We start from the raw sequence: 25,311 nt of genomic DNA on the forward strand, positions 1-25,311 counted from the left end.
TTGTCTCCATTATATCACCTGGTTAGCGCTTTCAATAGATAGTAGATTTCATCCGGTAGAAGCGGTTTGCCGACAACAGCATCAACGGCGTAAAAAACAGACACCACCCTTGCAAAGCCATAATCCCTGCGGCATCATCTCCACCCGCCTGAAACAGATTAAGCATAGGTCCAATAATACAGACTGGGAAAAATAGCCCATGCGCCAGCAGCATCCCCTTGAGAGCCCGATCCCGCTTGGATGCAGCCTTGAAGCTGAAGCCAAGCAAGGCGGTGGACAGCGCCATCAGTCCGTAGCCCATCAGATCAAAACCAAACAACCAATACCCCGATTTAAAAGCCAGCGCCTTCACGATAACAGGATCAGCCGATTCGAATTTAACGGTCGTTAATTGCGTGTAATAGACCAGGTTAGTGAACACGCAATAAACAATCGCGATTGCAACGCCGCCAAAACCTATTGCTTTTTTGTCTGGGTCCGCCAAGGCAGCATATGCGCATGCCGTCAAAACATAGGCCCAGCCGAGAACCAGACATGAAGCGAAATTCAGCGTATCATGATTCAAAAGCAGTCCGATAAAAAATATAATTGTGCAAACCGCAGCTATGGCAGGTGCGTACAAACCCAGGCTTCTATTGTTCATTGTTATTTCCCCTCGCAATCTGTTCGACCAACAGATCAATGAATCGGTCCCGCTCTTCTTTGATTTCAAAATTGAATCCAAAGGTTACAAGCGTACTATTTTTGCGTAAAAAGGCGGCTTGAAGAGTAGTAGTCAATGCAAACATGGCTATTTTCTCCTTTATGAAAGATTCACCTTCCGGCAAATCCATCGTTTTGCAAAATCCTTCAACGGTGCGCATCGTATTGTCAGTTGGTTCCGGTTTTGCAAAGTCGCCCAATACGGAAATACGCGATACGGCCTGATTTTCCATCAAAAAATCAGCTACTTGCTTCATAACGGCGCTTAGACGTTCTTGTGAGCTGAGATTTTTGATAAGTCCGGGTTTAAAGTTTCCCGTTACATGATGGATGATGGTTTGCACACAGCCCTCAATTAACCGATCTTTCGTCTGAAAATGGTAGTTAATCAACCCAACGCCAACGCCTGCTTTTTCCGCAATCATCCTTGTAGTAATTTCATCAACATTGCCTTCGCTTGCATGGATTAGCTCCATTGCTGCATTAAAAATTGCCGTTTTTGCTTCCTCCTGCTTTTTCATAAAGAACCTCCTGAGTATATGTTAAAAAACGGTTTCGACTGAAACTGAACATTGTTCTGAACATTGTTCAATTTTTATTATATATAAACGGATTCGTGCTTTCAACCTTTACCTCGCATCGTTTTTTAGTTATTGGTCACGCAAAAAAGAAGCTTTCCCCAAGTCAATAAAGCCTGACTGCTAGAAGAAGCCTCTTTTTTATTTTGTGTTAACTTAGAAAAACCCATTCTGTATGCTTTTGTGCGGCATCCTATTTGTTTATACAGTCTGGGCGCCCTGTTTTTGCATCAGGGAAATCCAGGTCCGGTAACGCTCAAACGGCGCTCCTTCATCCATCAGAGCCTTGCAGATGTACAAGCCCTCTTCTACGGATTCCACTTTTTCCGCCAGCTGCAGCCGGACAGCAGCGTTCAGCAGCACCTGATTAACAAAAGCAAGATGTCCTTTTCCTTGCAGAACCGCTTCCGTGGCATTCAATTGCTCCTTGGGCGTCCAGGCGATTTCAGGAACGGCTGTCTCCAGGCCGTAGGCATCCGGATTAATAACATACAGCGTGGCTTCGCCTCCGCTTACGTCGTAGGTGCGGGTTGGACGTTCGATAAAGAGGTCTTCGGAGCCCTCCACCCCTTGCACGATCAGCGCTTTGCGATACGATAGATTTTGTGACAGCTTAGCCATCCGTTCAAATACCGTGTTGTGGAATACGCCGAACAGCAGATAAGGGGAATGGCTGTAATCCACCAGCTTCTCCGCCGTATTTATGATGGTGCGCATATCCAGCTCCAGCCTTACGGGGCGCAGCTTGGCAAGCGGCGGACACCATTGCTCGGAGGAAGCATACAACACGCCAGTTTCTTTTGCTGCATGAGCAGCAGACTCCCTGGACATTTCCGCAGCGGCAACGCCCGCCTCCTGAAGCAGCTCCTGAAGCGTAATCCCCCATTTGGGCGGCATGGGAGCCGTGCCATGCAAGGTTACGGGCAAACCGGCTGCTGCTGTTACAAAAGCGGTGGCAAAGGTAGCGTAAAACGATTTTTTCCGTCCATCATAAGGTCCCGTGCAGTCGATGCCTTCCTGAACCGGCACTCTGTAGGCATGCTCACGCAATACCTCAACAAATGCCTGAAGCTCCTCGACGCTTTCCATTTTGATCCGTTCGGCAACAAAAAATGCGCCAAGCTGAGCCGGCGTAACCTTATCGTCAACAATCATTTCGGCGGCCATCCGGGCTTCCTCATAACTGAGATCCCGGGCTCCCCGCTTGCCCCTGCCAACTTCCTTCAACAACTTCGCGAACATGTGAGACGGCCCCCTTTATTTTTGATCCTGAAGCAGCTGATGCACTCTTACGATTGAAGTGGCTACATCCACCATCCGCTTGCGATCGTTCATGGCCTGCTTACGCAGCACTTCGTATGCCTCGGCTTCCGAAATATTTTTTATTTGGCACAGGATTCCCTTGGCCATATCAATCCATTTGCGCTCCTCCAGCCGGCCTTCAAGCTGTTTTTTTTCACTCAGCCATTGCTGCCGCTCCATAAACTGCCGTTCTCCGAAATGGAGGCTCCAATGCAGCTCCTGCTCGCTCATGGATGCTGTCAGCAATCCGTCAACCGGAGCATCCTCCTCGCAATATTGCAGAGAATCAGCGGCAGAAGCGGCGCTGCACCACCAGAACAGCGGCAACGCCTTGGCTCTGGTAAGCCTATGGCCCACAGGCTTGACATCGTTAAGTGGCATATGCAGAATCAAAGCATCGGCACTGCCGATCAACGTCTCCGCTTTGCCGATATCCCTTGCTGCAAGCACGGCGTAGCCGTATTCCTCCAACACATAAACAGGTGTTTTTTTCTTGGGCAACGAAATAGACGGCGATAGGTCCGCCCTTCTTACCGCAGCAACATCCGGTTCAACTATCAGCAAAGAGCGCAATCGGCTCGCCCCCTAATCAGAAATTCATGTTACTATATATAACACATTTCAAATAATTCTGTCATCATTCAAATTAGTTGTTAGATATATTGACATCTTATCTTTATGTGATGTATAGTGACATTAGTCACAACACATTTTCACGAATACAATGGCGTATTCGTTTGAAGCGGCAATGGAGCCTGCTTTCACAGACCCAGGGTAACGTATGTTTACTCCTCTGTGAAGCAGGCTTTTTTTATTCAAATAAAGAGCAGCACCGGAGAGGAGATTTCCGTATGACCACCAAACAAAAGCTAGTCCTGATCGGCAACGGCATGGCCGGAGTAAGAGCCATCGAGCATTTATTAAAGCTTGCCCCCGAGCGGTACGAGATTACGATTTTCGGAAGCGAGCCGCATCCCAACTATAATCGGATCATGTTGTCCTCCGTGCTGGCAGGCGGAGCCAGCCTGCAGGAAATCATCATTAACGACTGGAACTGGTACAGCGAAAACGACATCACGCTTTATACAGGCCACACCATAACCCGCATCGATACGGACCGTAAAGTCGTTACATCCCAGCAGGGCGTATCTGTCCCCTACGACACCCTTCTGATCGCAACCGGCTCCAACCCCTTCATGCTTCCATTGCCAGGCGCAGACAAGGAAGGCGTCATTGCTTTCCGTGACATCAAGGATTGCGAAACGATGATCGAAGCAGCCCGTTCCTATAAAAAAGCAGTGGTCATCGGCGGCGGATTGCTTGGTCTTGAAGCCGCCAGAGGTTTGCTCCATCTTGGCATGAAGGTGCAGGTTGTCCACATCAACGACTATCTGATGGAGCGCCAGCTGGACGAGACGGCTGCCCGGATGCTGCAACGCGAGCTGGAAGCCCAGGGTATGGAATTTATGCTCAAAAAAAGCACAACTGCAATTAAGGGAAAGAAGCGTGCAACCGGTCTCGTCTTCTCCGACGGCAGCGAGGCAGACGGCGATCTTGTTGTTATGGCGGTTGGCATCAAGCCCAATGTAGACCTGGCCCGCGCTTCCGGCATTGAAATTAATCGCGGCATCGTTATCGACGATTTTATGCGTACAAGCGCGCCGGATGTGTATGCGGTCGGAGAATGCGCCGAGCATCGCGGCATCGCTTATGGCCTGGTCGCCCCGCTCTATGAACAAGGCGCCGTGCTTGCCAAACATTTGGCTGGCGTAAATACAGAGGGCTACGGCGGCTCCGTCACCTCTACCAAGCTAAAGGTGTCCGGGGTCGATGTGTTTTCGGGCGGCATTTTTAATGACGGTCCAGGCAATCGTTCGCTGAAGATTCAGGATGAGCTTGGCGGGACCTACAAAAAGCTCGTTATCAAGGACGGCAAGCTGATTGGCGCTGTATTGTTCGGCGATACCTCTGACGGAGCCGAGCTGTTCTCCATGATCAAAAAAGAAGAATCCATCGAGGGACGCGAGAAATCGCTCCTGCTCGGCGTATCCCCCGATCAGCTCGCCGGCGGCTCCGGCTCAGGCAGCGCACGTCTGCTAGCCATGGCTGACGATGAAATTATTTGCGGCTGCAACGGCGTATCCAAAGGCACAATCGCCGACGCCATATTGAACAAAGGCTGCAACACAGTTGGCGCTATCAAAACCTGCACAAAAGCATCCGCATCCTGCGGAGGCTGCAAGCCGCTGGTGGAGGGCTTGCTGCAAATCTACTCCGGCGATTCCATCGGCGAGCCGGTCAAGGAAGGCATTTGCGGCTGCACCACGTTAAGCCGCGATGAAATTGTCGCAAGCATATCCGAAATGCGTCTTATGAGCGTAAACGAAGTGATGAACGTGCTGGAATGGAACAATTCCGAAGGCTGCTCCAAATGCCGCCCCGCGCTCAACTATTACCTGGGCATGCTGTTCCCGGAGGAATACGTGGATGAAAAAGAATCCCGCGTGACCAATGAACGTTTCCACGCAAACATCCAGAAGGATGGCACGTTTACCGTTGTTCCTCGTATCTATGGCGGCATTACATCGCCAACCGAGCTCAAAAAAATCGCCGAGGTTGCGGAGAAATACGAGGTGCCGCTCGTAAAATTCACCGGCGGTCAACGTCTTGACCTGATGGGCATCAAAAAAGAAGACCTGCCCAAAATATGGAGCGACCTGGATATGCCGTCCGGCCATGCCTATGGCAAAACGCTTCGCACGGTCAAAACCTGCGTCGGCAATACGTTCTGCCGCTTCGGCACGCAGGATTCTATGGGCATGGGCGTCAAGCTGGAGAAGGCTTTTGAACGGATGAATGCTCCTGCGAAAGTAAAGCTGGCTGTATCGGGATGTCCGCGAAACTGCGCAGAGGCTTCCATTAAAGACGTTGGCGTTATCGCCATCGACGGGGGCTGGGAAATCCATGTTGGCGGCAACGGCGGCATCAAGGTGCGCGCAACCGAGGTGTTGACTGTAGTCAAAACGGAGGATGAAGTGCTGGAGTGGTCCTCGGCTTATCTTCAGCTTTACCGCGAGCAGGCCGCATGGAACGAGCGGACCGCTCATTGGATGGAGCGCGTAGGTCTTGATTATGTCAAACAAGCGTTGGAGAAAGCAGAGGATCGCCAGGCGCTGGTTGGGCGTCTGCAGAAAACGCTGAGCTTGACTAGCGATCCATGGAAGGAAATCGTGCAGTCCGACGATTTGCGCAAAAACTTCGAGCCGTTAGCCAAGCCCCAGCCTGTAAACAGCTAGCCATTAAAATCAATTGTTTTTTCATCTATCAGTTCTATTACTCTGCGCCGGGCATGCACGCTGTTTATGGCGAGACATGCCCAACAATCAAGGAGGTCTCATTGTATGACTACGACAAAAACAACCAGGCTGCTGGTCGCCCATTTATCCGATATTGATGTTCGCAGCTCCCGCACCGTTCAAGTACAGGGCAATGATATCGCCCTATTTCGTTTAACAGACGGAAGCGTTTATGCCATCGACAACAAATGCCCCCATAAAGGCGGCGTACTCTCGGAAGGCATGGTTTGCGGCTCGCATATTCATTGCCCTCTGCATGATATGAAAATCAACTTGCGCACCGGCAAGGCCGAGGAGCCTGACGACGGCTGCGTCACGACCTACGATGTCGAAATTGATTCCGCAAGCGGCGGCGTCTACCTGAACCTTTAACCACATTCAACTTCAGAAAAGGAGTTAATCATCATGTCATATGTAAAACCGCATGAAGTTGTCCAGGCCATGGTGAACGCAGGAGCGGCAAAGGCCTCTTTGTCTCCGGCTCAAACCGTTTTGCGCGGCATATTGGGCGGGGCCATACTGTCTTTCTCCACAACACTGGCCTTTACTGCTGTACAGCAAACCTCCATCGGGCTGGCAGGCGCACTCATCTTTCCAGCCGGCTTCGTCATTATCGTCCTGCTTGGGCTTGAGCTGGTGACAGGCAGCTTTGCCTTGATTCCGCTGGCCCTTCTGCAGCGAAAAAGCAAGCCGGCCGCCATGCTCTCAGCATTTGGCTGGGCAATTACGGGCCATTTGATCGGCTGTACCCTATACGCGGGGTTATACCTAATCTCCATTACCAAAATGGGACATGATCTCTCCAATCCGCTTGCGTCGATGCTGATCGGCATAAGCGAAAGCAAAACATTAAGCTATAAAGCTCTTGGCATGGATGGCCTTCTGGTTGTTTTTTCCAAAGCGATCCTGTGCAACTGGATGGTTACGCTAGGCGTTGTCATGGCCTTTACGTCCAAATCGACCACAGGAAAAATAATAGCCATGTGGCTGCCGATTGTTATCTTTTTTGCCCAAGGCTTCGAGCATGCTGTCGTTAATATGTTTGTCATCCCGGCAGGCATGCTGTTAGGAGCAAATGTAACACTCGGAGATTGGTGGCTGTGGAATCAGCTTCCCGTACTGGCGGGCAACTTTATCGGAGGCGCTTTGTTTACGGGATTGCTGCTGTATTGGAGTCATCATAAAAAGGCCGCGACTGTGAAAGAGGCGCCGCCCGTAAAGGAGCAGAGCTCCAGAGCCGTTTAAGCCCGACATATTCGCCAACAGGCGTAAGGAGACGAGCCGCATGAACAAATACGGAAAGGTTTTTATTGTAGGAGCCGGGCCGGGAGACCCCGATCTGATTACCGTCAAAGCGTTAAAGGCGCTTCAGCAAGCGGAAATTATTCTGTATGACCGGCTTGCAAACAAGGAACTGCTGTCCTGCGCGCCCCCCGGCGTCGTCAGCATTTATTGCGGCAAGGTTCCCGGCGCACATGCGATGCAGCAGGAGCATATTAATGAGGCGTTAGTTCAATACGCCAAGCAAGGCAAAACGGTGGTTCGTCTAAAAGGCGGAGATCCTTTCGTATTCGGAAGAGGAAGCGAGGAAGCGGCGGCCTTGGCCGAGGAAAATATTCCTTTCGAGATCGTTCCCGGCGTCACCTCCGCCATTGGCGCTGCTGCCGCTTCGGGCATTCCGCTCACTCATCGCGGGAGCGCAGCTTCCTTCGCCTGCATAACGGGCAGCCGCTGCCACAACGCCCGTTCGCCGATTCGCTGGGATTTGCTTGCGCACAGCGTCGATACGCTGGCTATCTACATGGGCGTCAGTCAGCTGCCCTTTATTCGCGAGGAGCTGATGAAGCACGGCAAATCGCCTTCAACGCCGGCTGCACTAATCGAAAATGGCACAACTGCCAGGCAACGCACCATCGTCACGACGTTAGACGACATGCACAACTCTGCAACGATATCCCGTCTGGACAACCCCGCTTTAATTATTATCGGGGAGGTTGTAAACGTGCGGGCGCAGCTTCAGTATGCCGCATGCCGGGCGGCAGCCAGCCTGATCAGCTAAGCGATGATAGCTTTCCCTCAATGATACCTTGCGGGGATTGCGGTTGCGGGGAGACTCATCTATCCGGCTCCTCCTCCTGCCCCGTCTTTTTCAAGCAGCGGTTCGATATGGCTGCGGATCAGCTCCATTCTATCTCTTGCCCGAGGCATAAAAGTGGAAGTGACGGCAACAATCGTATGCTGTTCGGGATTGACATAAATAATATTCCCGCCGTCCCCCATAGCCGCATAACAGGTTTGATCCCCATCGTTAACAACCCACCACAAATAACCGTAGGGCTTGTCCCCCCAGCGGCTGCTTTCCCTTGTGCTGATCTCGATCCATTGGGCGGGCAAAATCGCCTCTCCGTTCCACATGCCGCCATTGCTGTACAATTGGCCGATTTTCGCCAAATCGCGAGCCGTTAAAGCAAGTCCCCATCCTCCCGTATGAATACCTTCGGGATCAACGACCCACCCACTTGGTTGTCTCCCCTTGAGAAAAACAAAATAATCCTCCTTGCTTTTGATCTCCGCGCTGCGAGGCGCCTTGATCTCAAGCGGAGCAAACAAATGCTCACTAGCAAAATCCAAAACGGACTGGCCGGTTGCATTCGCAAGAATCCCGGTCAAAATCTGGCATCCGACCGTCGTATACAGAAATTCGCCCGGATCTCTTTTTCCTCCGAGCAAGTCCAGCGCCGCTTTTGTCCAGTCGCTGCTTGAATACACCTTGGTATACGGCTCGGATTTAAATTTGTAAGGCGCGGTCATGGTCAAAAGATGGCTGATCGTTATACGCTGAATTGTTTTTTCCCCGCGCTTAGGAACGTAATCCGGAAAAAAGTCCAGCGCCCTCTGATGCACATCCCTGATATAGCCCTTGTGAATAGCGATTCCAATCAGAGCGGACACAATGCTTTTTGTGACAGATGCAATATGAATCGTATCGTCGGCGGTATAGCCATCCCCATATTTTTCATAACAGATGACGTCGTTTTTCATCACCACAATTCCCGCGATATTACTGTACTGATTCCCTATAAGCCGGTCCAATTGGACCTTTTTTCCGATGTTCATGATGCCCCTCCTTTATCGTTCAAAAATAACCATAATATGTTATAAAAAATAACACAATATCATTATTGTCCAAACGGGAGGGGATTTTCCCGCTATGATGAAACGAACTGGCTCAAAATGGCCTGTCCCTCGCTTTCAATCTTAATTAGCGCATCCTCTAATGTGCTGGTTCCTTCTATAACTTCCTCTAGCTTGGCGTTTCCAAAGGCATTAAACTGCTCATAAAAGGCATCAGGCAAATCATCGGAGCTGTAATAACGGCCATTGGGCTTTAATTTGTAAAAGGCTTCAATGTCGCGTCCGTACATATCCTTGCTATTTTGGATTCTCGTTAAAAGCGCAGGCGACGAATTTGATTTTATTTTGGCCAGCTCTTCGCCATTAATAAATTTAATGAGCTCCCAGGCGGCGGCGGCATGCTGCGATTTGGCGTTAATGGAAAAAATCTGATTCAAATGAAAGGCCGTTGTTTCATCCGGGTTCAAAGGATCTACCGGCATGGTCACAACCCCCCAATTAATGGGCTTATTGCTGCCGGAGGCTTGCTGCGCTTTCTCGATGTCGCTCGCCAGACTAATAGAGTCATACGTCATGGCAGCTTTGCCCTGCAAAAATAAATTGGACCCCACAATAAAATCCGCTTCCTCACTGAGCTTGTAGCGGGTCTGGATTTCCTGGCTCGTTTCCAGAAACAAGCTATTATTTTTGTAGCCCTGTATAACCTGCTCGAATACGGACCTCCAAAAGTCCGTATTCAATGTTATCTTTTTTTCTTTTGCGTTGTAAAAATGGATGCCGCTCAAGTAGCCGATCCGTTTCGTCACAAAGTTAAACAAGCTGGCATTTTTGCCCTTGTAAAAGCCGTATACCGATTCGTTTCCATTAAAGCTTTGGCTTAGATGCAGCACATCCTGCCATGTCATATAATCGACAGGATAGCCTATTCTGGCCTGATCAAAAATATCCTTGTTGTAATAAAGCGCCGTATTTTGAAAGGTAGGCGCCAAGCCGTACAGATCTCCGTCACCACGCTTTTTGATTAAATCAATAACAGAAGGCAGCATCGACGACAGATCGTAGTTGTCCTCTTGAATCAGGGGGGACAGGTTCACCAGCTCGTTATTTTGCGCCAGCGCTTGCAAATCAATATCCCTAAGCAGAACGACGTCTGGCCCTTTGCTTAACATGTATTCGCTAATGTTGTCCGCCGTGGAGTCTGTCCCGCCGTCAGGGGCATTGGAGTAATAGGTGATTGGCAAAACTTCAATTTCAATGCCGGGGTGTTTGGCTGCAAATAACTCGCCATAATCGCGATGAAACGTATTTTGATCGTAATAAACGACCTTCAGGGTTGCGTTCTCCACAATCTCTCTTTTACCGCTCTGACACGCGCCAAGCAGCAGCGACATGCTGATCGCCAAGCTTAATAGGCGTAAATTCATGCCTTCCTCCCTCTCCTTGCAATAGCTATTACAGAACTTTTCACACGCCGGCCTCCACCGCCGAACTCTTTTGTTCAACTTGTATAGCTCTCTTTTATAAACAACGGCCAAGTTGCTAATGTTGCTGTTTTGTCCAGAACCAATTTGATAAAATAAACTCCGCTTTTTTCAACCATAAATCTCAGGTCCGCTATCGATTCGTTAAAATACGTTTTGGTTGGGTCTCCTTCAATATATATCTCGTTGGGCGGCGACGCATACAGCATATGGCCTTCCCGATCCTCTACGATGATGTTGATCACATAGGTTTTGTTAGGCTTGTGGGAAAGCTTTATCAAAATTTTGGACAAAACGATGCTTGGATAGGCTTCAATAACCAGTGCATTCATAATATGAATAAGCGAAAGCGTCTTTTTTTCGTAGCTCGGCTCTATCTCTTCGCACAGTACAATTTGTCCCGTTATATCGCAATCCATCATTCCAAATTCCCCCTTAGTTGAGCAAAGCCGTTAAGGCGGCGTTACACCGTTAACAATGCTTCCGCGTTGGTGCTGCTTATTATTTTTCCGCCCTCAAAGCGAAAAATGGTGTCGTTTATCCGAGGCATGCCGGCCAGCTCCTCCGGGCTAAATAAGCAGTGATTGGACCAGGTTTTTTTCTTTAGCTCAAAAAACCATTTCGGCGCATCCAGCACGATGGCGTATTGGTCCTTGCGGCCAGAGTCGGACATCACCCGATCGACCAGCTTGAGATGCTGATTGGAATACGCCAAAAACAGGACCCCTCTAATAGCGGGCTTATGCTTCGTTAAGGTCTGGATATGCCGGATCGTTTGCATCTGCAGGCTCCATACCATCCGCTTTTGCCGGACATTGACCAGCCACGCCATAAACGTTACAAACGCCAGTATGATCAATCCGTTATTCAATGGCCTTAACCCCCTTCAATTGTTGATGGTTGGATCGTGCCTGCACAAGGAATAGAATCAAAACAAAGCTTAAAAAAACAAACGAGGATTCAACGGCAGACAAGAAGCTTCCGCCGGGAACAACCGCAGCATTCAATAAAATGACGGCTGCCGCCGTTGTATTTCTGGCAATGGGCCGCCTGTTGAGCCAGCTCAGCTCGCCAAAGCAGGTACAGGATTGGACGCCGCTTTTTTTAATGTGCAGGACCAGAGCAAACAACAAAAGCAGACCAACAGCAAGCACTTCCTTCAACGGCCCCTTGTTATGGAATAAAAACAAACCCGCAATAACCCATTCCAGAGCCAAAAAAAGATAGGCGGCAAGCGGCGCAAGCCTGCGGGGAATGACGTTGTAGGTCATAATTTCATACTTGAATTCGCTTATGTTTTGCATTTTCATATAACAGGCCAGAAAAAAGAAAAACGCAATCAGCACATGAATGATAGATTGGATGACTATCCACTCCTTCGGAGCCCAATAGCGGACAACCTTTACTAGATTCCCAGCTCTTTAAACGTTTTTTCGTCTTGTATCATTCCGCCGGTCACAACCTTGCTCTTGGCGTCAATGACATAAATATACGGCGTATGCTGCACTCGAAAAACACCTGAGAAATCTTCCTCCGTTGCGGTTACAAGGGGAAAAGGAAAATGAAAATGCTCTCCGATTTCCCGGTTTTCCTCCTCCTGGCCGCAGCTTGCCAAAACAAATTGCCCGTCAAATCTCCCGGCTATATCGTTTAGCTTAGGCAACAGGTCGATACACCTCATGCAGGACAACGATATGAAGCAGATGAGAAGGGAGCCTCCGGGATGCGCGCCAAGCTGAAGCCGCTCATAAGGAAAGGACTCCGACGGGGCGAATGGAACCACATCCGTATTTTCAACCACTTTGCTCAGCAAAAAATCAAATTTGGAACTACTCATGCGGGAACCGCTCCTTCGCTCATTTTTTCATCAAACATCAGCTTATACTCCGGCACGCTTCTATACAGCTCCTCGTGGGTGCCGATCCCCCCGATTTTGCCCTTGTCCATAAAAACAATTTTGTCCGCATATTGCCCCATATAGAGCTGGTGAGTGATCAGAATCGTCGTTAATCCTTTTCGTTGGTGAATGATATGATTCAATAGTGAAATCTCGGCCTGGGGGTCCAAAGAAGCCGTTGCTTCATCCAGCACCAAAAACGGCCGATTGGCATACAGAGCCCTCGCAATGGCAATCCTCTGCCACTGTCCTCCGGAAAGCTGCTGCGAGCCCATAAATTCATTCCCCAGCCGGGCATCGTAATCCACCTCGGGAAGCAAATCAAAGCTTGGGCCGCCATATCTGCGCCTCAGCTCGGCTTCTTCCACAGGGCCAAAAGCTACATTTTCCTTCAAGCTGAACGGATATTTGATATAGTCCTGATTAACGGCTGACATATTGTTGTAGATGCTTTCCCGATTAAGTCTGGCGCTGTCGATTCCGTTGTAGAGCAGGCTGTTTTCGCCCACCTCGTGAAGCCCCAGAATAACTTTGCCTAATGTTGATTTGCCTGATCCGTTGCTCCCGGCAATAACAATGATTTCGCCTAAGGAAATATCCAGATTAATAGCCTCCAGCGTAAGCTCCTTTCTGGCGGGATAGCTAAAATTCAAATCCACGAGCGAAATGCTCTCAATGCTGCCGATTTTTGGCTGCTCCTCATTACGGGAAAACTGATAGTGGGCCAAAAAATCCTTCAGCTTGTTTTTGATCAGGCTTGCCTGCTTCAAAACGCCAACGTTTATAACAATGGAGTTCATGCTGGCCTCCAGCGCCGTAACCGCCACCCCGATGGACACATATTCGCCAATTGAAAGCGCTCCCTTAATAAAGCTGGCAATGAGAAAAAATTGAATCAGCACATAACGGATAGGGCCGATGCTGCTCATTAACATTCTTGCTTTAACTTCCTTGAGCTTGAATCTGAGCGTTGTTTGGATAAGCTCATTAGACGATTTCAGCCATTTGTTATATAGAAACGTTTTGGTTTGAAACAGCAAAACCTCTTTTTGATAATCCGGCGTAATTAAAACATCGTATACGCTTCCGCTTTCCCGCTGAAGCTGAATCGTGGATTGGCTGAATTTTTCGGTTAGCTTGCTTCGTTTATTTTCAAAGAAAAAGGTTGGCAGCAGCGTGGCGAGCAAAACAAAAACAACCATTTTGTTAAAATTAAAAATAACGACCGAATACGTGCCCAACAAAAGGAGCTGGTTGCTAATAGATGATAAAGAGGGGATTAATCTCGAAAAGGTTTGAATGGCATTTCGCAAGTACCCGATTTCGTTCCGATAAGCAGGGGTTTCAATAGCGGTTATCGTTTTGGGCCGGACGTAATCGGCAAGCAGGGTATTCAGCCGCTGCGTCGTCTTATTCGACACTAGCTGCTCCACGTACATATTGGTGTGCTGAAGCGCCACCTGCAGCAGCTTAATGAGCAGAATGGCCAGCAAAATAAAGGCGAGATCGGCTATCCCCCTGGCGTCCACAAATTCATCCACAAGACGCTTGGTCAAAATAAGCGAATAACCGGATATAAGCGAAAGACCGATGCCAAGCGCAAGCGAAGAAAGCATATACTTGACCTGACCCGACATCATATATTTTACAATGGCTTTGTAGCTAATCATTGCGCTCACGTCCATCAATCAAGGACAAAAAAGGTCTTAAAGCCGAATAAAAGGTTTCCACGCTTTCGCAGTTATAGCTTGTGACAACCTGCCCCTTTGCATTGATGCCGTAGCTCCACGGATACATTTTGACGCCTATTGCAGTGCCCATCTCCTTACGGGCATAGGGCAAAAAGACAACCTTATGATAAAAGAGCTCATCCAGTGTTGCTATGGTCCGCTCGTCGCCGTCAATCAAGACAACGATATTTAATCCGGGCTTTTCCGATACAACAGTCTCCATTGCGTTCAAGGCGTCGATGCAGGACTTGCAGCTCGTGCTGATAAACGTCAAAATCATATAGTCCTTGATATAGGAGTAAAGCGGCTTTGCGACACCATGCGCCATGACTTGCACATTGGGCAGATGGTTTCCAACCAGCAGCGTATTGCTTATATTTTTGAAAAACCTTCTATGACTAAAGTCAGCGGTGACCGTCATTTGGATTTCCCCCCATCCACATAGTGATGATCCCTATCCGGCAATAGGATAGGGACCATAAACAGCTTTTTATCCGCAGCAGTCAATCCATGTGCTTGCGTACCAGCTGCATTCCGTGTGACCGCCAGGGTATTGACAGCGCTTGTAGGAATGCATGTAGTAGTTCTGCCAGCCTTGGCAACCATCGGAGCAGGAATACGTGTTGTCGCATTCCCCAATAGAGTTGCTTCCTGTAGGACATGCCATAATCTCTACCTCCTTTAAATTTACATTTTAACTACACATTAAATATAAAACCTTCTTTTGCTAGTGTGAATAAAGTCTCTCTAAACTTTTCATAAATTTACGTATTTCATAACCTGGCCATGTCCGTCTTCCCGGAACATAAAGCCCCCTCCCTTTCTCGTTAGCAAAAATTTGGGGTTGCAAGGGTCCTCCTCCAGCTTGCTTCTAATTTTTTTAATAGTCATGTATACGTTTGCATCTTCGGCTTTGTCGTTCCAGATATCCCGAATAAGCTCCTCTTTATAAACGATTTTGTTTTTTTTGATATAGAGATACTCCAGCACCTGCGCTTCTCTTCTGCTCAATTCAATCCTTACGCCGCCCTTGCAAATGATCCGGTTACAATAATCGACAGTAACATCCAAATCGCTTGCGCCGCCAATGTCCTGCAGGGCGCTTCTGTGCAGAAGCGTGATGGGGTCGCAGAGCAGGGTGATGCCAAGCTTTTCGATTTTTCTTTTGTCTTCGCTGCAATAGCTCGACAGCACTACATATATAGGAATACCCGATGCCATCTGGCATACACGTTTCATTTTGTTAAATTCATCCTGGTTAAAGCTTGACCACAACATAAAAATAGAGTTCAGATTGCTTAACAGTTTTTCATACAGCTGCGATTCGTTAAGGATGCATGTGACGGTATAGCCCATTTTCGAAAGTTCATACGAATAATAACTTGATTTGATGTATTCATCAGACCATACGAGAACTTTCAATCATAATCCTCCCCCCAGCTTTGCGAATTTTAGTTGCAGAACACCGCTCATTGGAAACTTTTTGAAATTTGCTTTACAGGTAATATTTTAACATCGTTACTAAAATTGTAAACCGAGTTTTTGTCAAATTGTGATGTAAATTACAAAAAACGAGGCGTTGTCAAAGGCATACCAAGGTAGAAATATGGAAATCTATTGGACTTTAGCTCACTATTCGCCTCATCCTGTCAAACGCCAACCCTCCAGCATTTTAAAGACTGCGCCTGCCGTTTGGCTGTCATTCGTTTGACGGCCATTACTAAAAAGCCCTCAAAAACGTTTAGTACGCTTTTGAGGGCTAGGGCCTAAATCCGGCGATGCGGCAGATAAAAGTCCTCCTGAGGCAACCCGGAATAAAAACCAAGATTATAATAAAGCGTCTCGGCAGGGTTGCCAACGGTAACAAACAAACGCAGGGTATCAAAATGGCCATAAAGCTCGCTTAGGGCTATTTTCAGCAGCTTGGCTGCCATGCCCGCTTCCCTATACGCTGGCGATACGGCAATATCATAGATTAGGGGCAGCTCCTCCCACAAGGAGACCAGACACGCAGCCGCGATCCTGCCCGTCGAGCGATCAAAAACAACAGTAGAAGCCGTCTTTACAATATCAAATGGATTATGCTGAAAATAATACTGAATATCCGACTCCACCTGCCGCATGTTATGCTCGCCCGGCATTCCTATGCTGTCGCTGCCCGAATAGGCATCATAAAACAGTTCAGCCAGCTTTGCGCCATGCTCGGGCTCAGGCGGGATCACATCGAAGCTTTTGTCCCATTCCTGGCTTTCGAATCTCTCCGTTGGCCGGATCATAATCTTTCTTGCCTCCGATGGAAGGAAGCCCAGACGCAGCATGGAGTCTCTTTGATCCGGCAAAACAGCATAGACGCGAACAGGCTTGTTCAAATCGGAGATGTTGAGCAGCAGCTTCTTTAGTCTGCCTGCAACCTCATGCAGGTTGGTAAATGGCGGTTCAAGGAACAAGGCGGACATCGTATTAGGCTCTATGCATACGCCGCCAATTCTTTTTTGCTGATACGTAATCCAGTAGCAGTGGTCGTCATCTCCAAAAATGGGCAGCCGCTTTTCCCAGCTTTGTCTAAAAAATATATTTTCCCTGTACGTATTGAAGTGTATCGAAAACGTTTTGTATTCTGCCCTTACAAGCGCATAATTGTCATCCAATCGGTAAAATGAAGCCATCCGCAATCCCCCCCTTTTATTAGCTGTTATCTCTTCATGCGATAACCCGATTATAGTTAGCGGAGCTGCCGGCGTCATGGTAAAAAACCATTTAACCTGTTTCGTACAATATAAATGCTGCTTACCCTAAAAATCCTCTTTACCATTTTACCATTACAGCAAAAAACGAGGGTGCTCCGAAACCGCATGGGCGGTAGAGCATCCTCGTTCCCATTCTATATAAGTTCAACTAGGGCGTGTTGATCTTATATAGGTAACGCTATTTAGCTGCATTGTCGACGAAGTCATACAAATCCTCCAGATTCCCGGTTTGCAAAAGCACCTTTTCCGTATCCAGAAGAATCAGGGTGGGAGATTCCTTAATATCAAATAGCTTTTTATATGGATATGGCTGCGCTTTGTCATTTAAGCTCACTATCGTAATATTACTGATTTTTAGCGAATTCATGACTTTATCGGAATTGATGACCGTAAGCGCCTCATCCAGCAATGGCTGAAGGTCTGTCTGTTCCCCATCCCAAAATACATAAATGCTATACGCGCCCTCTTCGCTAGAGGCCATGGATGTAATGGCATCCGATTGAGTTGGCGAGCATGCCGCAAGCAAACCCATAAACAATACCATTAAAAGTGAAGTAATCTTTTTCAAGGTAGACACTCCTTTCGAAGCCTTCTACAGCAACAGCTCCAGCCATTGTTCTTTTGTAATCGGCCCAAAATAATACGTCAAGTCCAGCTCGCTGCTGATTGCGTCCAGCGCTGCCGCGTCATAACGCGCGCCCACCAGCTTCTGGGCTACCTCGCTGCTATCCCCGCGTCCGAAGAAATCGCCGTAAATCGCGGCCTCCTTAATGAGACCATCCTCTACGTTCAAGCGAACGTCAAAGGTGCCTGCCCCTTCAATCCGTTTGCGCTGCTGCATGTTGAATTTCGGAGAACGTCCGTAATTCCACTCCCAGCTCCGGTAACGCTCGTCGGCCAGCTTGCGTACGGCTGCCCAGTCTTCTTCCGTAAGCTCGTAGTTTTGAACGCCATTTTCCCCTTCGAAAATGGAATCCAGCAATGAATCCCGGAACTGCTGGATCGTTAGCGGCTCATTAAGAAATTCTGATATATTGGCCACCCGGCTGCGAATTGATTTGGTCGCTTTGGATACGTATTTTTCGGCATTCACTTTAAGCGCCGACACGACGTTTTCGATTTCGGAATCGAACAGCAGCGTGCCGTGGCTGAACATTTTCCCTTTAGTATGGAACTGCGCGTTGCCGGAAATTTTCCGTTCGCCGACCTGCAGGTCGTTGCGGCCCGTTAATTCCGCTTCTACACCCAGCTTTTGCAGCGCCTTGACGACCGGCTCCGTAAATTTGCGAAAGTTATGGAACGAGCTGCCGTCATCCCGCATAATAAAGCTGAAATTCAAATTGCCAAGGTCATGGTACACGGCGCCGCCGCCGGAAAGCCTGCGCACAACATGCAGCTTGTTCGCCTCCACATATTCCGTATTGATTTCTTCCAGCGTATTCTGGTTTTTGCCAATGATAATCGAAGGTTCGTTTATGTAAAAAAGCAGGCAGTTTTCGCCTTCCGGCAGTGTTCTCAAAATATATTCCTCAAGCGCCAGATTCAGCGTTGGATCTGTAATTCCCTTGTTGTCCGCAAAACGCATCATACTCATCCCTCTCCTACAGGGCGTGTATCTGCAAACCCGCCCCGCCCTAATCCACACATTTTAACATAACGCAAGAAACAGCGTCAAAATTAGCGATTGCGAGAAAAAGGAGGTAAAATAGGAGGATAGTTTTAAAACTGCCGGGAGGGATTCATAATGGAATATCGGAGATTAGGCAATAGCGGGCTTAAGGTTTCGGTGCTGGGGCTTGGAACCAATGCTTTTGGCAAGCGTTCCGATGCAGGAACGTCAAAACGGATTATGGAAGAAGCGCTCGACAACGGCATTACCTTTATTGATACAGCAAATATTTATGCCGGCACCGCTTCGGAAAGCATCATTGGCGAAGCGCTTGAGGGACGGCGGCATGAGGCTGTACTAACAACAAAAGCCGGCTTGCCGCGCGGCCAGGGGCCATACGAGAGCGGTTCCTCCCGCAGACATCTCACCATGGAGCTGGAGGGGAGCCTTAGGCGGCTGCGCACCGATTATGTTGATTTGTATCAAATCCACACCTTTGATCCGGAAACGCCGCTGGAGGAAACACTCCGGGCTTTGGAGGACATGGTAACCTCCGGGAAGGTTCGGTATATCGGGGCGTCCAACTATTACGCATGGGAGCTGATGAAGGCGCTTGGCATCAGCGACAGGCTGGGTTTAAACCGCTTTGTTTCCATGCAGACAAGCTATTCCCTCGCCGACCGGACGCCGGAGCGCGAGATGGTGCCTCTATGCCTGGACCAAGGCGTTGGCATTATTCCCTATTTCCCGCTCGCGGGCGGTATTCTAAGCGGCAAATATAGCAAGGGAACTCAGCCGCCCGCAGGCTCGCGCGGCGACTCCGACCCCGGCTTTCAGCGGTTTCTGGGCGAGGCGCAATTGAAGCTGGCGGAGCAGGTATCCGGAATAGCGAATGAGTTGGGTAAATCGCCAAGCGCTTTGTCTTTGGCCTGGCTCATGACGCGGCCGGCTGTATCCACGGTCATTGCGGGAGCAACCTCGCCGGAGCAGCTTAAGCTTAATATGGACAGTCTTACTATCAAGCTGGAGGCTTCCACCCTTGAGCATCTGGATAAAATAAGCGCGCCTTTTGCCCAGGGAGAGCCGTTTGGCTTTTACCGCTTGAATGATTGATTTATTCCGCCATCCTTAACGTCCTTTTATAACGGCGAGCGGCAAGCATTTGGCTACAACATCCGCCAGCTCCGCGCCTACCACGCTATCAATAATAGCATCCACATCCTTGTAGGCCTGCGGGCATTCATCCAGAATGCTTTCCAGAGAGTCATGGTTGACCAAAATTTCATCCTCCAGCCCAACCTTCATGGAGCGCTGGAATTCCTCAACGCTGACAAGCGCTTTTGTCGCCTTCCGGGAACGAAGCCGTCCCGCTCCGTGGCAGATGGAATAAAAGTTTTTTGCCCCTTCCGCTCTTCCCGCCATAATGTAGGAGGCCGTCCCCATGGAACCGGGAATTAAAGCGGGATGTCCCGTTTCCTTATAAGCCGGGACGTTCAGGAAATGTCCCGGCGGCAGCGCGCGCGTTGTTCCTTTGCGGTGAACAAGCATGGGCTGGCCGCGATGGAATTCTTTTAGCGCATAGTTGTGCATCAAATCGTACAATACCGGAAGCTTAATGTCTTCCCCTAACGCCTCGCGAAAAGCCTCCTGCACCCCAAACGCGATCATATGCCGATTGGCAACAGCAAAATTAAGTGCGGAATACATCAGGTTAAGGTAAGCCTTCCCTTCTTCGCTGGTTATAGGCGCATAGATCAGCGCGGGGTCAGGGTTGCTGATCCCCCATGAATCCATAGCTGCTTTGATGACCTTGTTATGCTCCTTGCCCACCATCGCTCCCCACGCTCTGGAGCCGGAATGGATCATCACGATCAATTGACCGTCGAACATTCCCCATGATTTCGCCAGCTCCTTTTTGTCCTGAGGAATTTCCAGGCGCTGCAGCTCGATAAAATGATTCCCGCCCCCCAGCGACCCCAATTGGCCCTGTGCATATTTCCGGATTATCGGCGGCAGCTTCTCCAGATAAGCATGGTCATAGGGGAAGTTAGCCGCTTCAACATGACTAAGCCATTGCTGGTCAGACCTATATTTCTCCGGCAAGCCGCTTAAGCCGTAGCGGACAACCTCCAATATATCAATATCGCTATAATTCGTATTGGTTATTTCATTCGTCGGGACAAATCTCCCAATGGCATCAACCAGCTTTTTCAGCGTATCCTTATGAGATAACTCGCTGCTATGATACGGCGTCAGATGTACCCGCATCCCGCAGCCGATATCGGACCCGACTATGGAAGGCGACACGAAGCCGTCGCTCATCCGCCATACAGCCGTTGTACCGATGCAAGTCCCAACTCCGATATGGGCATCCGGCGTATAGCTGAAATATTGATTGCGCGGAATACGCAAATTATTATCCGCCATCGTGTAGACGCCAGCCTCAAATGAACCAAACACATCATCGTTGGCAAAAACATGGACCTTTCCATGCTCCAGCTCGCATTCATGATGATTTTTTCCGTGATGCACATAATGGCCTTTAAACTGCAGATTTTTTTGCATCATATTGTCCTTTATTCCACTCTCTGCATTCTCTCTTTCATTCAAAATTTTGCTCATATTCATTTTTCATTCCTCCATCTAAAGTTTTGATCACGTATATTTGAGCTCCGCCGCCCGACTTGTTATTCGCTTTGTTAGCTTTATAGAGCTTCCTCTTTTGGTATCGTATGGCTGATTCCTATAGTAGCCGTACCGCATGCCTGCGAACATGGCAAAAGTATTACTAGCCTCTAAATCCTGCTACAATGTAAAAAAAGGAGGGAGGACAACAATGGCTCAGGAGAGCTTTGATAAGGAAATCCAGTTTCTGCGCATGCTGGCATTGACGGGCTCCGCCTACAACCGGCAGCAATACGCGCAGCGTCTCGGGATATCCATCCACACCTTTGATAAAATGATGAAAAGACTCAAGACTATTGCAGGAACAACCGGTCCACGCAACTCTCGAAGCGCGGAGGGCGGACGGGACATGACGGAAATGGTCCGCTACAGCTATCTGGACTCCTCCGACCCTCTCTTGCTGTTTCTGTTCCGGGCCAAGTCATTAAAGGACTCGGAAAGCGAGCGGCTTTCCATTCTTATTGCAGCCATGGGAGAGAATTCTCTCACTGCGATGGAGCTGCTGGATGCAGCAAGCGAAAGCATGCCGGCCGAGCTGCCTCTGCCCGATGAAAAAACGATCCGCGGCGACCTTAAATATTTGGAGAGCGTTGGCGCAATTATCAAAGAGCCGGGGCCGCGTCCCTACCGCTACAGGCTGTGGAGAGGTTTTGCGGAAGCTCTGGATTATGACGAGCTGCTGGATTTATACGATTTTACCGATATGATGGCAAATACCCAGCTTCCCTCCATTCAGGGCTATCTGCTCCGAGACAATTTGGGAAGGCTGCTCCAAGGAGCTGGAGCGGACGGGGCGCTGCTCTACAAATATCACTATTACTCTCGCATTTTGGATGAAGCGCATCTGTTTAATGTATTCAGGGCTATAGAGAAACGCAGGAGAGTTTCCTTTCTCTACTTTTCTCCCAAACGCGACATCAGTTATACCTCTCAAAATACAAATCCGCTCTATGAAAAAGAAGCCGCCGTCAAACGCCAGACCGTGCTGCCTCTTAAGGTGGTCTACGATCATCAATATGGCAGATGGTATTTGCTGGCCTGGTGCGGCAAACAGGGCATCAAGAAGTTTCGTCTGGAGGGTGTAACGGGACTTCAGGAGGAGGATGCCGTCAGTCCGGCGTTTATGGAGGAAAAGCTTCAATTGCTGGAGCTTCGTATACGGGATAGCTGGCTGCTGGATACGGGGAGAAAGGTTTTGGTGCGGGCAAAATTTTTCAAGCCCGGTCCGGGCATACCGGATTTTGTGAAGGAGCGGGTTCAGCATCAGGGCGGATGGGGCGTCATTACCGAAGAAAGCATTGAGGATTTTATTTATGAAATCGAGGTAAACGGCATATTGGAAATCAAGCCATGGCTGCGCAGCTTCGGCTCCAGCTGTGAGGTGCTTGAGCCCGGACAACTGCGGGATGAGCTGATTCAGGAATGGAAGGAGCTGGCAGATTATTATGAATCCTTTTGAAAAAATATTCAACTATCAGCTTCTGTCGCGGCTTGAGGACCGCGGCGCTTGCCTGATTTCCTCCCATGAACGCGCCTGGCTGAAAAGCATGCTGAATCATCCCGCTGCCAGCGAGGCCTTTTTGCCGGGAACGCTAGCCAAGCTCCAATCCATCCTGCAAGACGAAGCCGAGATGCATTGGGAGTCCCATCTCATCCACAAAGCTGCCAGCCGCGAGGTTATGGTTTACCACCCCCTTATCCGGCAGCTGAGACGCGCTATTCAAGGCGGATATGCCCTGACGATAAGCTTTACGCTAAAAAACGGCGAAACGCGGGTCGAGCATCATGCATTTCCTTACAAGCTGGAATATTCCATGGTCAAGCGGGAGTGGTATTTGCTGTGGCTGAGCCGGAATAAGCGCAAGGTTATGAGTACGCGGCTGAACAAAATAAGCGCAGTCAAGAGGCATGCTGAGCCGCTAAGTCCTGAGCTTGCTGCTGCCCGCGCCTCCGAAGCGGAGGCCGGATTGGCGGCGGCGGCGGTTTACGCTGAAATCGCCGTTATTCCCGCCTATAACGGCGAGCTTTCACGAATCCTCTACGCTTTTTCATGCTTTGAGCGGGATGTCCGTTACGATGCCGAAAAGGATGAATACATCATCAAGCTGAACTATTCGCAAAATGAAACTGAATTTGTGCTCTCCAGACTACGCTTTCTGGGCAAAAGAGTCCGGGTAGTAACCGGAGACCGGCTCATCCAGCGTATGCGCCAGACAGCCGCCTGGGCATTGGCGCGTTATGAAGCAAGCACTACCGAAGCTTCCCCGGACGGATAGAAGCACCACCGGAGCTTTCGGCAGCTGCTAGGAAGCTCTATCTATGCAAACGCAGCTGCTATAGGACCCATCGGTATAGCACCAACCGGGTTGCTGACAAACCGGTAGTGCATTGCGGGGTTACAAAACATAGCTGGAGTGCGACACAGTGCATCTGAAGAGCAGCAGGCCTGTAGACACATCAAGTTTGCTGACACATCTATAGTTTGCAGGCACATCAATAGTTTGCAGGCACATATAGCTTGCTGGCACATCTGGCTTGTAGGCACATCTAGCTTGTTGGCACATCTGGCTTGTAGGCACATCTGGCTTGTAGGCACATCTGGCTTGCTGGCACATCTAGCTTGTAGGCACATCTAGCTTCCTGGCACATCTGGCTTGCTGGCACATCTGGCTTGCTGGCACATCTGGCTTGCTGGCACATCTGGCTTGCTGGCACATCAAATCTACCGGACAAAAATGTCCGGTAGATTGTGTTTTTAACACTTTTGACTATTGTAACGGTCATTCATGTCCGTTCCAGGCATAAATCACGCCAGAATCCGCCTTTTTGAGGCGATGACGGACAAAAATGTCCGGTACAAATAAAGAAAATATCATTTTTCGCTTCTTACGGTCACTCATGTCCGTAACAATTCCTAAATCCCCAAAATCCCCAGCAGCAAGATATTGTGCTGATTACTTGGCACGTATAAGCTACTGGTCGAGTCCATTCCGCCCATCAAATGCTGCCATTCACCTGACACAAATCAGTTACTATCAAGCCCGCAGTACGCATCAGTTAATGCCGCTCCCATTGCGCCTTATGATCGGTTGTCCGCTGGGAACGAAAGGCCGATTTGCCGTCTGACCTCATCCATAATGTCCATGGCGATGACGGAATTTTCCCAGGAGTTGACGCGCGACTCCTGCCGCTTCTCCCGGATCATATCTATAAACTCCCCCACCTCATAATACATGCTGTGCTCCACAGTCGGCCGGCTCAAGTCCCGAACGCTGCCGTCGCGCCGATGCAGCTCAACCTTATACGGCTCGCTGATTTTGTTAATAACAATGCTTCCAGCCTCGCCTAAAATTTCGTTAGGCATTGTGGAATTCGTTATTTTGGAGTAATGCAAAACAGCGTCCATTCCTTCGTATTCCATCAGCACAGACCCTTCCCCGTCCACGCCAGAATCCAGCATAAAGCCCGTAGCTTTGACGGAACGAGGCCGCCCAAACAACACAACCGCAGGATAAATGCAATAAATGCCGATATCCATCAAAGCGCCATTGGACAATTCGGGACGGAAAGCGTTTAACACCTCACCCGCTTTGTAGGCATCATAACGAGAGGAATATTGACAGAAGCTTGCGGCATATCTGCGGATTGGCCCAATTTCATTCAAATGCTCCTTCACAGCCTCGAAGCCGGGCATCAGCGTTGATTTGACAGCCTCCATCAGGGCAACGCCGCTGCTCTTCGCGGCTGCCAGCATGTCCGCCAGTTCCATGGCGTTGGAGGCTATAGGCTTTTCGCACAGCACATGAACCCCGCGCTCCATTGCCGCAATGGCTGTGCGTGCATGCAGACTGTTAGGGTTAGCGATATATACGGCATCCACCTCGCCGCTTTCAGCCATTTCTTCCACACTGCCGAATACGGCACCGACTCCATATTTGCTGCCAAACGCAAGGCCGCGCTCCCGGGAACGGGAACAAACCGCAGTCAATGAAAATTTTTCATGCAATAGCGCCGCGGCCAAAAATCTGTCCGTAATCCAGTTGGTGCCTACCACTCCAAAACGTATCATAGCTAGTATCCTCTCTTTTT

General features: G+C 49.3%; 26 protein-coding genes. 7 read left to right on the top strand and 19 right to left on the bottom strand.

Annotation, left to right across the window (positions count from 1 at the left end):
- Positions 1-31 precede the first annotated feature (31 nt).
- The 4 genes from A7K91_RS03940 to A7K91_RS03955 form a co-directional block, all read right to left on the bottom strand.
- Complete coding sequence (locus A7K91_RS03940) at positions 32-643, bottom strand: hypothetical protein (RefSeq protein WP_068679882.1); 612 nt, start codon at positions 641-643, stop codon at positions 32-34.
- Positions 633-1,223 carry a TetR/AcrR family transcriptional regulator gene (locus A7K91_RS03945; RefSeq protein WP_068679884.1) on the bottom strand — a complete coding sequence of 197 codons (591 nt, stop codon included), beginning with the start codon at positions 1,221-1,223 and terminating at the stop codon, positions 633-635. The genes A7K91_RS03940 and A7K91_RS03945 overlap by 11 nt, the downstream gene beginning before the upstream one ends.
- Before the next feature lie 258 nt (positions 1,224-1,481).
- Positions 1,482-2,522: an anthranilate phosphoribosyltransferase gene (locus A7K91_RS03950; protein ID WP_068679886.1), complete on the bottom strand. Its 1,041-nt coding sequence runs from the start codon at positions 2,520-2,522 to the stop codon at positions 1,482-1,484.
- A 15-nt stretch (positions 2,523-2,537) separates the two neighbouring features.
- The gene (locus A7K91_RS03955; RefSeq protein ID WP_068679888.1) at positions 2,538-3,155 is read right to left on the bottom strand and encodes an ANTAR domain-containing response regulator; all 618 of its coding nucleotides are present in this window, start codon (positions 3,153-3,155) and stop codon (positions 2,538-2,540) included.
- Positions 3,156-3,433: 278 nt separating this feature from the next.
- On the opposite strand from A7K91_RS03955, the gene nirB reads away from it, so the two are divergent.
- The 4 genes from nirB (at position 3,434) to cobA (ending at position 7,997) form a co-directional block, all read left to right on the top strand.
- The gene (nirB, locus tag A7K91_RS03960) at positions 3,434-5,878 is read left to right on the top strand and encodes a nitrite reductase large subunit NirB (RefSeq protein WP_068679890.1); all 2,445 of its coding nucleotides are present in this window, start codon (positions 3,434-3,436) and stop codon (positions 5,876-5,878) included.
- A gap of 105 nt (positions 5,879-5,983) precedes the next feature.
- A complete protein-coding gene (gene nirD, locus A7K91_RS03965) occupies positions 5,984-6,310 on the top strand; it encodes a nitrite reductase small subunit NirD (RefSeq protein WP_068679892.1) in 327 nt (108 codons plus the stop codon).
- A 33-nt stretch (positions 6,311-6,343) separates the two neighbouring features.
- Positions 6,344-7,183: a formate/nitrite transporter family protein gene (locus A7K91_RS03970; RefSeq protein WP_068679894.1), complete on the top strand. Its 840-nt coding sequence runs from the start codon at positions 6,344-6,346 to the stop codon at positions 7,181-7,183.
- Positions 7,184-7,223: 40 nt separating this feature from the next.
- A complete protein-coding gene (gene cobA, locus A7K91_RS03975; RefSeq protein ID WP_068679896.1) occupies positions 7,224-7,997 on the top strand; it encodes a uroporphyrinogen-III C-methyltransferase in 774 nt (257 codons plus the stop codon).
- A gap of 59 nt (positions 7,998-8,056) precedes the next feature.
- Here cobA and A7K91_RS03980 read toward each other — a convergent pair whose 3' ends face one another.
- The 13 genes from A7K91_RS03980 to lplA all read right to left on the bottom strand — a co-directional run bounded on the left by A7K91_RS03980 (position 8,057) and on the right by lplA (position 18,513).
- Complete coding sequence (locus A7K91_RS03980; protein WP_068679898.1) at positions 8,057-9,055, bottom strand: serine hydrolase domain-containing protein; 999 nt, start codon at positions 9,053-9,055, stop codon at positions 8,057-8,059.
- Between the two features lie 92 nt (positions 9,056-9,147).
- Positions 9,148-10,497 carry an ABC transporter substrate-binding protein gene (locus tag A7K91_RS03985; RefSeq protein WP_068679900.1) on the bottom strand — a complete coding sequence of 450 codons (1,350 nt, stop codon included), beginning with the start codon at positions 10,495-10,497 and terminating at the stop codon, positions 9,148-9,150.
- 74 nt (positions 10,498-10,571) lie between these two features.
- Positions 10,572-10,976, bottom strand: a complete 405-nt coding sequence (locus tag A7K91_RS03990) for a hypothetical protein (RefSeq protein ID WP_068679902.1) — start codon at positions 10,974-10,976, stop codon at positions 10,572-10,574.
- A gap of 41 nt (positions 10,977-11,017) precedes the next feature.
- Positions 11,018-11,425 (bottom strand): hypothetical protein, encoded by a 408-nt coding sequence (locus A7K91_RS03995; protein ID WP_068679904.1) that lies wholly within the window; start codon positions 11,423-11,425, stop codon positions 11,018-11,020.
- Positions 11,418-11,924 carry a MauE/DoxX family redox-associated membrane protein gene (locus A7K91_RS04000; protein WP_156739305.1) on the bottom strand — a complete coding sequence of 169 codons (507 nt, stop codon included), beginning with the start codon at positions 11,922-11,924 and terminating at the stop codon, positions 11,418-11,420. The genes A7K91_RS03995 and A7K91_RS04000 overlap by 8 nt, the downstream gene beginning before the upstream one ends.
- A gap of 35 nt (positions 11,925-11,959) precedes the next feature.
- Positions 11,960-12,391, bottom strand: a complete 432-nt coding sequence (locus A7K91_RS04005; RefSeq protein WP_068679908.1) for a TlpA family protein disulfide reductase — start codon at positions 12,389-12,391, stop codon at positions 11,960-11,962.
- On the bottom strand, positions 12,388-14,121 hold the full coding sequence (locus A7K91_RS04010) for an ATP-binding cassette domain-containing protein (protein ID WP_068679910.1): 1,734 nt from the start codon (positions 14,119-14,121) through the stop codon (positions 12,388-12,390). The genes A7K91_RS04005 and A7K91_RS04010 overlap by 4 nt, the downstream gene beginning before the upstream one ends.
- On the bottom strand, positions 14,114-14,602 hold the full coding sequence (locus A7K91_RS04015) for a hypothetical protein (protein WP_068679912.1): 489 nt from the start codon (positions 14,600-14,602) through the stop codon (positions 14,114-14,116). The genes A7K91_RS04010 and A7K91_RS04015 overlap by 8 nt, the downstream gene beginning before the upstream one ends.
- A gap of 69 nt (positions 14,603-14,671) precedes the next feature.
- A complete protein-coding gene (locus A7K91_RS04020) occupies positions 14,672-14,848 on the bottom strand; it encodes a hypothetical protein (RefSeq protein WP_156739309.1) in 177 nt (58 codons plus the stop codon).
- An 89-nt stretch (positions 14,849-14,937) separates the two neighbouring features.
- A complete protein-coding gene (locus A7K91_RS04025; RefSeq protein WP_068679916.1) occupies positions 14,938-15,603 on the bottom strand; it encodes a winged helix-turn-helix domain-containing protein in 666 nt (221 codons plus the stop codon).
- A gap of 344 nt (positions 15,604-15,947) precedes the next feature.
- Complete coding sequence (locus A7K91_RS04030) at positions 15,948-16,847, bottom strand: GNAT family N-acetyltransferase (protein WP_068679918.1); 900 nt, start codon at positions 16,845-16,847, stop codon at positions 15,948-15,950.
- Positions 16,848-17,106: 259 nt separating this feature from the next.
- The gene (locus tag A7K91_RS04035) at positions 17,107-17,496 is read right to left on the bottom strand and encodes a hypothetical protein (RefSeq protein ID WP_156739313.1); all 390 of its coding nucleotides are present in this window, start codon (positions 17,494-17,496) and stop codon (positions 17,107-17,109) included.
- Positions 17,497-17,520: 24 nt separating this feature from the next.
- Positions 17,521-18,513, bottom strand: coding sequence for a lipoate--protein ligase (gene lplA, locus A7K91_RS04040; protein WP_068680021.1), 993 nt, complete (start codon positions 18,511-18,513; stop codon positions 17,521-17,523).
- Between the two features lie 159 nt (positions 18,514-18,672).
- Between lplA and A7K91_RS04045 the strand changes: the two genes are divergently transcribed.
- Positions 18,673-19,650, top strand: a complete 978-nt coding sequence (locus A7K91_RS04045) for an aldo/keto reductase (protein WP_068679922.1) — start codon at positions 18,673-18,675, stop codon at positions 19,648-19,650.
- Between the two features lie 15 nt (positions 19,651-19,665).
- On the opposite strand, the gene A7K91_RS04050 is transcribed toward A7K91_RS04045, so the two are convergent.
- Positions 19,666-21,102, bottom strand: coding sequence for an RtcB family protein (locus A7K91_RS04050; protein ID WP_068680023.1), 1,437 nt, complete (start codon positions 21,100-21,102; stop codon positions 19,666-19,668).
- Positions 21,103-21,373: 271 nt separating this feature from the next.
- On the opposite strand from A7K91_RS04050, the gene A7K91_RS04055 reads away from it, so the two are divergent.
- Complete coding sequence (locus tag A7K91_RS04055; protein ID WP_068679924.1) at positions 21,374-22,681, top strand: helix-turn-helix transcriptional regulator; 1,308 nt, start codon at positions 21,374-21,376, stop codon at positions 22,679-22,681.
- The gene (locus A7K91_RS04060; protein WP_068679926.1) at positions 22,668-23,498 is read left to right on the top strand and encodes a WYL domain-containing protein; all 831 of its coding nucleotides are present in this window, start codon (positions 22,668-22,670) and stop codon (positions 23,496-23,498) included. The genes A7K91_RS04055 and A7K91_RS04060 overlap by 14 nt, the downstream gene beginning before the upstream one ends.
- Before the next feature lie 803 nt (positions 23,499-24,301).
- Here the strand turns inward: A7K91_RS04060 and A7K91_RS04065 are convergent.
- Complete coding sequence (locus A7K91_RS04065) at positions 24,302-25,291, bottom strand: Gfo/Idh/MocA family protein (RefSeq protein WP_068679928.1); 990 nt, start codon at positions 25,289-25,291, stop codon at positions 24,302-24,304.
- Positions 25,292-25,311 lie beyond the last annotated feature (20 nt).

Source organism: Paenibacillus oryzae, assembly GCF_001675045.1.
Lineage (GTDB): Bacteria > Bacillota > Bacilli > Paenibacillales > Paenibacillaceae > Pristimantibacillus > Pristimantibacillus oryzae.

What these genes read in the sequence shown, in the direction of transcription:
- lplA (WP_068680021.1), bottom strand. Translation starts at nt 18,513, where the DNA reads ATGCGTTTTGCGGACAACAAGGGAATTACAGATCCAACGCTGAATCTG.
- nirD (WP_068679892.1), top strand. Translation starts at nt 5,984, where the DNA reads ATGACTACGACAAAAACAACCAGGCTGCTGGTCGCCCATTTATCCGAT.
- A7K91_RS03990 (WP_068679902.1), bottom strand. Translation starts at nt 10,976, where the DNA reads ATGATGGATTGCGATATAACGGGACAAATTGTACTGTGCGAAGAGATA.
- A7K91_RS04050 (WP_068680023.1), bottom strand. Translation starts at nt 21,102, where the DNA reads ATGCAAAAAAATCTGCAGTTTAAAGGCCATTATGTGCATCACGGAAAA.
- A7K91_RS04015 (WP_068679912.1), bottom strand. Translation starts at nt 14,602, where the DNA reads ATGACGGTCACCGCTGACTTTAGTCATAGAAGGTTTTTCAAAAATATA.
- A7K91_RS04030 (WP_068679918.1), bottom strand. Translation starts at nt 16,847, where the DNA reads ATGGCTTCATTTTACCGATTGGATGACAATTATGCGCTTGTAAGGGCA.
- A7K91_RS04020 (WP_156739309.1), bottom strand. Translation starts at nt 14,848, where the DNA reads ATGGCATGTCCTACAGGAAGCAACTCTATTGGGGAATGCGACAACACG.
- A7K91_RS04045 (WP_068679922.1), top strand. Translation starts at nt 18,673, where the DNA reads ATGGAATATCGGAGATTAGGCAATAGCGGGCTTAAGGTTTCGGTGCTG.
- cobA (WP_068679896.1), top strand. Translation starts at nt 7,224, where the DNA reads ATGAACAAATACGGAAAGGTTTTTATTGTAGGAGCCGGGCCGGGAGAC.
- A7K91_RS04010 (WP_068679910.1), bottom strand. Translation starts at nt 14,121, where the DNA reads ATGATTAGCTACAAAGCCATTGTAAAATATATGATGTCGGGTCAGGTC.
- A7K91_RS04065 (WP_068679928.1), bottom strand. Translation starts at nt 25,291, where the DNA reads ATGATACGTTTTGGAGTGGTAGGCACCAACTGGATTACGGACAGATTT.
- A7K91_RS03950 (WP_068679886.1), bottom strand. Translation starts at nt 2,522, where the DNA reads ATGTTCGCGAAGTTGTTGAAGGAAGTTGGCAGGGGCAAGCGGGGAGCC.
- A7K91_RS03980 (WP_068679898.1), bottom strand. Translation starts at nt 9,055, where the DNA reads ATGAACATCGGAAAAAAGGTCCAATTGGACCGGCTTATAGGGAATCAG.
- A7K91_RS03970 (WP_068679894.1), top strand. Translation starts at nt 6,344, where the DNA reads ATGTCATATGTAAAACCGCATGAAGTTGTCCAGGCCATGGTGAACGCA.
- A7K91_RS04005 (WP_068679908.1), bottom strand. Translation starts at nt 12,391, where the DNA reads ATGAGTAGTTCCAAATTTGATTTTTTGCTGAGCAAAGTGGTTGAAAAT.
- A7K91_RS03945 (WP_068679884.1), bottom strand. Translation starts at nt 1,223, where the DNA reads ATGAAAAAGCAGGAGGAAGCAAAAACGGCAATTTTTAATGCAGCAATG.
- A7K91_RS03940 (WP_068679882.1), bottom strand. Translation starts at nt 643, where the DNA reads ATGAACAATAGAAGCCTGGGTTTGTACGCACCTGCCATAGCTGCGGTT.
- A7K91_RS04060 (WP_068679926.1), top strand. Translation starts at nt 22,668, where the DNA reads ATGAATCCTTTTGAAAAAATATTCAACTATCAGCTTCTGTCGCGGCTT.
- nirB (WP_068679890.1), top strand. Translation starts at nt 3,434, where the DNA reads ATGACCACCAAACAAAAGCTAGTCCTGATCGGCAACGGCATGGCCGGA.
- A7K91_RS04055 (WP_068679924.1), top strand. Translation starts at nt 21,374, where the DNA reads ATGGCTCAGGAGAGCTTTGATAAGGAAATCCAGTTTCTGCGCATGCTG.
- A7K91_RS03985 (WP_068679900.1), bottom strand. Translation starts at nt 10,497, where the DNA reads ATGAATTTACGCCTATTAAGCTTGGCGATCAGCATGTCGCTGCTGCTT.